The sequence below is a fragment of the Streptomyces sp. NPDC054794 genome, assembly GCF_053611585.1.
Window position 1 is genome coordinate 35302 of the sequence record NZ_JBSHAQ010000071.1, and the last position, 5163, is coordinate 40464.

Here is a 5163-nt window from a genome sequence, read left to right on the forward strand (position 1 = left end):
CCCCGCCCGCCCCCCCCCCGGCGGCCGCCCCCCCCCCCCTCCGTGCCCCCGGCCCCCACCCGGCGCGCGGCCCGACGGGCTGTCAGGCCCCGTGCATCATCGTGTCGTCGGTGCAGCCGATGTGGACGGTCAGGTCCGCCGGGACCGACTGGTGGCTCTTGCCGGGCACCAGGAGCTTGCGCACCTGGGCCTTGCGCACGGTCACGATCCAGCCGCTGGCGTGGTCGTTCAGGCGGCTCTCGATGACGTCGGCGGCCTCCGGGGCGAGGCGCGAGTCGCTCCTGGCGCTCAGCGTGAACCCGCCGCTGTAGGCGTGCTGCATGGAGGGGCAGAACACCTCGCGCGGCTTGCCGTCGGCGCCGCCGGCGATGAACTGGGAGAGGTGGCGCGGCGGCTGGGGGCCGTCGGCCAGCGCCGGGGCGGCGCCGCAGACGAGCAGGGCCGCGGCGCCCACGGTCGCGAGAACAGTGCGTGTTCGGGGCATGGACGTGCTCCTCGGAAGGGGGGCAGGGGACTGGTCGCGACCATTGCAACCACCGGTTCCGACCAGGACTCCCGCGGACACGCAGCGTTACACCCCATCGGGGCAAAGCGGTCAATCTTTCGAGCAGAAGACCACAATTCGCTACAGTGTGTGATTAACTGACGCTATTCCGTCACCCTGCGTGGTTGCCCCGTGCTGCCCCCACTACTGGCCCAGGGCGCCGCCGCGTCCCATGAGGAGTCCCCGATGTCCCGCAGAGGGAGGTGGACGTTCGCGACCGGCTGCGCCGCGATCGTCCTGTCCGTCACGGCTCCGGCCGTCCGAGCCGCCCCCGCCCACCTCGTCCCGCTGCCGTCCGCGGCGCGCACGGTCGATCCGCACCCGCACGGGGTGAGCATCACCAAGGAGCAACTCGCCGAGGAGGTCCGGCCCGAGGAGGTCAAGGCCTTCGGCCGGCCCCGCGCCGAGCAGCTGGCCCGCGACCGCATCGGCCTGCGCGCCGTCGACCGGGGCTATCCGCAGCCGATGCGGACCCGGAGCCTGCAACGGCTCGCCGACTCGCAGAAGGAACAGAACGCGGGCTTCGACGCGAAGACGTTCGGCCGGTTCACCGACTACTTCTCCAGCCCGGACTACGGCGATCACGTCGCCCTGCTGCCCAACGGCAAGGTCCTGCTGTTCTCCTTCGAGGCCGTCGAGGAGAGCCCCAACAAGGAGACGGCGCCCACCGAGGTCATCGGCCGCGACAACGCCGGACGCGCCTTCGTCTGGGACCCCGCGAAGGGCACCGGTCCCGACGCGTTCACGAACGTACAGCCGCCCGTCGTCCCGATCGACGACGGCCTGGACGAGGACCGCGCGGCGCCGATCTTCTGCGCCGGACACTCCTACCTGCCCAACGGCATGGTGGGCATCTTCGGCGGCAACCTCGGCGGCAACCACGGCGCCGGCGCCCACCTCGCCCTGGTCTTCGACCCCTGGACCAACAAGTGGTACCGGCAGCAGGACATGGCCGAGGGCCGCTGGTACCCCTCGGTCGTCACCGGCGCCGACGGGCGGCAGTTCATCACCTCCGGGCACGGCGACACCGGCTGGGGCAAGCTCTCCCGGTCGATCGAGCGCTTCCCGGCCAAAGGCACCCCCGTGTCGGACGACCCGGCGAAGGGGCCCATCCAGCAGGCGCTCGACACGTGGAAGGTCAAGGCCGAGTACATGGCCGACTACCCCCACCTGTTCTCCCTGCGCGACGGCCTGATCTACGGCTTCGGCCGCAACTACAACGAGCAGTACGTCTTCGACCCGCAGGCCGAGACCGAGAGCCCGTTGCGCAGCCGCCCCGGCGGCGGCATGCGCAACTACGGCTCCGCGGTGGCGCTGCCCAACGGCACCAACGGTCCCGACTCGGTGCTGATCCTCGGCGGTGACCGCAACGACCCCAAGACCTACAAGTTCTCCGGCGGCCGCTGGACCGAGGACACCGCCCGGGCCTTCGGCCGGACCCAGGACGACACGCTGATCTTCCCCGACGGCCGGCTGTTCACCGTCAACGGTGGTTACGACATCCGCGACTACGGCAACGGCCTGTACAACCCCAACGCCGACGAGAAGTACCGCCAGACCGAAACGCGCGGCCTCGACGGCGCGTGGCGGCTCGGCCCGGTCCAGCGGCTGCCGCGCGGCTACCACTCCAACGCCGTGCTGCTGCCCGACGGCCGCATCATGGTCACCGGCGACGAACTGCAGGAGATCGCCAACAACCCGAACATCAAGTCCGGGATGAACGGCACCATCGAGATCTACGAGCCGCCGTACCTGCACCAGGGCGGCGACCGCCCGGTGCTGACGGACGTGCCCGCCGGACGACAGGGCTACAACGCCGCGCTCCGGATCAGGACGGGCACGCCCGAACTGGCCGAGAGGGCCGTCCTGATGGCGCCCATCACCTCCACCCACTCGGTGGACACCAGCCAGCGCCGCATCGAACTGGACATCACCAGCCGGGCCGGCAACCAGCTCGTCCTGCGGACCCCGCCCTCCGCCAAGGACGCGCCCCCCGGGTACTACCTGCTCTTCCTGCTCGACGAGCGCGGCGTGCCCAGCGTCGCCAAGTGGGTCCGGCTGGGTCCCGGCACCTGACCTCGTCGTCCCCTGCCGTCCGCCCCCCGGGCGGCGCTGCCCACGGCGCCGCCCGGGGCCGTCCCGCACGCCCCCGTCCCCAGCCACGTCCCCCTCGCCCTGTCGTCCCTCTCGTCCTCAACTGTCCCCACCACCGGAGGAGTTCCATGATCACGGCCCTACCCCTGCGCGAGAACTCGGAGATCCAGGGCGACATCCTCGCCGGGTTCAGGAAGGATCACATGACCTTCCTGTTCCTCCAGTTCGGCGCCAAGGACGCCGCCCAGAACTGGCTGGCGGAGCTGCTCCCGAACATCGCCACCACCCAACAGGTCGCCGCCTTCAACGAGAAGTTCCACGAGGCCCGCAAGAGCTCCCAGGGCGACGACCCGAAGAACCTCAAGGCCACCTGGCTGGGCCTGAGCCTGACCTACCCCGGGATCCAGCGCCTGACGGGCAAGGAGACGGACCAGGACCCGGTGTTCCCGAAGGTGCCCACGGGCACCACGATCCAGGCGTTCGTGCAGGGGTCCGGGTCCCCGCAGCGCGCCGACGCACTCGGCGACAAGGGCTCCAACGCCCCGGACAAATGGATCTTCGGCTCCGAGACGAAGCCCGCCATCCACGCGGTCCTCACGATCGCCGCAGATGCCGAGCACGACCGGGACGCCGAGCTGAACCGGCAGCGGGAGGCCGCCTCCCGGGCCGGAGTGGTGATCGTCTACCAGCAGAACGGGGCCACGCTGCCCGGCAACCGCCGGGGCAAGGAGCACTTCGGCTTCAAGGACGGCGTCAGCGAACCCGTCGTGACGAACTTCGACGACCCGGCCGAGCACGAGCGCCCCCGGATGATCCCGGCCCACGAGTTCGTCCTCGGCGTCGAGGACACCCCCCTTCCCAAGAACGTCCCCGACTGGATGAAGTACGGCTCCTTCCAGGTCGTACGCCGGCTGGGCCAGGACGTCCCCGGGTGGTGGGCACAGGTCAACACCGAGCTGAGGAAGCTGCGGGACGCCAAGGTGGTCGGCGAGAACGCGAAGGCCGAGTGGCTGGGAGCCCGGCTGGTGGGCCGCTGGCGCTGCGGCGCCTCGGTCGCCAAGTTCCCGGACGCCCCGCCCGCTTCGGGCACCAGGCCCGACAACGACATCAGCTTCCGCGACGACCCCGACGGTGTCGTCACCCCGCTCTTCTCCCACCTGCGCAAGAACGCCCCGCGCGACGGCCTGATCGACGACGGTGAGCACGTCGACGAGAAGTTCATGGACGAACGCCGCATCATTCGCCGCGGCATCCCCTACGGCGCCCCCTTCGACCCCGCCAACGAGGACGGGGGAGGCCCCGACGAGCCCCGCGGCCTGATGTTCGTCTGCTACCAGGCCGACCTGGTACGGCAGTTCGAGTTCATCCAGGCCGACTGGATCAACTCGCCCAACTTCCCGCGCGGCCGTGACCCCCAGCCCGGGCCGGACCCGATGGTCAGCGGCGAACTCGGCAAGGACATCACGGGCGTCGTCGCCTTCGAGAGCAACGGCAACGGCGGCCGCAAGACCACCATGCTGCACTTCATGCCCTTTGTGACCACCGAGGGTTCCGTCTACGCCTTCACCCCGTCCATCAGCACCCTGCGCGGCCTGTCCCGGGGCCGTCTGGAGGCCGTGGCCCCGGGCGGGCAGTCCGGGTGGACGAGTACCCTGCCCGGCGGCCAGACCCGCCCGCAGGAGCCGCCCGCGAAGCCGGCCCCCGTGGACGAGATCCTGCCCTGGCCGGACGTGCAGGGCCGGTACTGGACCTTCTCCGGGCGCACCGTCCGTGCCGTCGGCGCGGGCGCGGCCGAGACCGAGGCGCTCACCATGGGCAGTGACGACCGTACGGGCGTCCTCCTCGGCCAGGAGGACTTCGCGGCCTGGCCCGCGCTGGCCGGGGTCGAGCGGGTCGACGCGATCCTGCCCGTGCCCGACGAGCAGTGCATGAACGGCGAGAGCGCCTACTGGCTCTTCCACACGGTGAACGGCAAGCAGGTCTACCGCCGTATCGCCATCGCCCTCGACGCCCGGCACACCAACCGGCGAACCGGCGACGACCTGCCGATCGGCTACTGGCGGTCCTGCGCCGGCATCGGTCGCATCGACGCGGTGCTGCCCGTACCGGACATGCAGCGCGTGGGCGGCAAGTCCTACTACTGGGTCTTCCACACCACCCCGCAGGGCCAGGTCTACCGCATGATCGCCGTCCACGACGGCCGCGTGTACTCCGGCGGCCGAACGCACCCCGACGAACTGGTCCGGCGCGACGGCAACCTGGCCCTGTGGAACTCCCTCCAGGGCATCTCCAGGGTCGAGGCCCACGCCTTCGTCCCGGGCAGGTCCCTCGTGGACGACCAGACCTGGACCTGGATCTTCCACAACCAGCAGTACCGCCTGATCAGCATCGCCAACGGCGACCGCCACACCGACACCCGCATCCGCGAGGACCGCCCGAACACCGCGTGGTTCCGGCGCCCCTGAACGTTCATCCCCCCGCACACACAGACACGGCTGCCGCCACCCCTCGTTCCGATCCGGCTC

At 70.9% G+C, this 5163-nt stretch carries 3 protein-coding genes; 2 read left to right on the forward strand and 1 reads right to left on the reverse strand.

Features of this window, described 5'->3' with window-relative positions; translation table 11 throughout:
* Positions 1-82: 82 nt before the first annotated feature.
* The gene (locus ACWGKT_RS43340; protein WP_453278024.1) at positions 83-484 is read right to left on the reverse strand and encodes a hypothetical protein; all 402 of its coding nucleotides are present in this window, start codon (positions 482-484) and stop codon (positions 83-85) included.
* Positions 485-730: 246 nt separating this feature from the next.
* Between ACWGKT_RS43340 and ACWGKT_RS43345 the strand changes: the two genes are divergently transcribed.
* Both ACWGKT_RS43345 and ACWGKT_RS43350 read left to right on the forward strand, forming a co-directional pair.
* Positions 731-2620 (forward strand): galactose oxidase-like domain-containing protein, encoded by a 1890-nt coding sequence (locus tag ACWGKT_RS43345; protein WP_453278025.1) that lies wholly within the window; start codon positions 731-733, stop codon positions 2618-2620.
* A gap of 146 nt (positions 2621-2766) precedes the next feature.
* Complete coding sequence (locus tag ACWGKT_RS43350) at positions 2767-5103, forward strand: Dyp-type peroxidase (protein WP_453278026.1); 2337 nt, start codon at positions 2767-2769, stop codon at positions 5101-5103.
* Positions 5104-5163 lie beyond the last annotated feature (60 nt).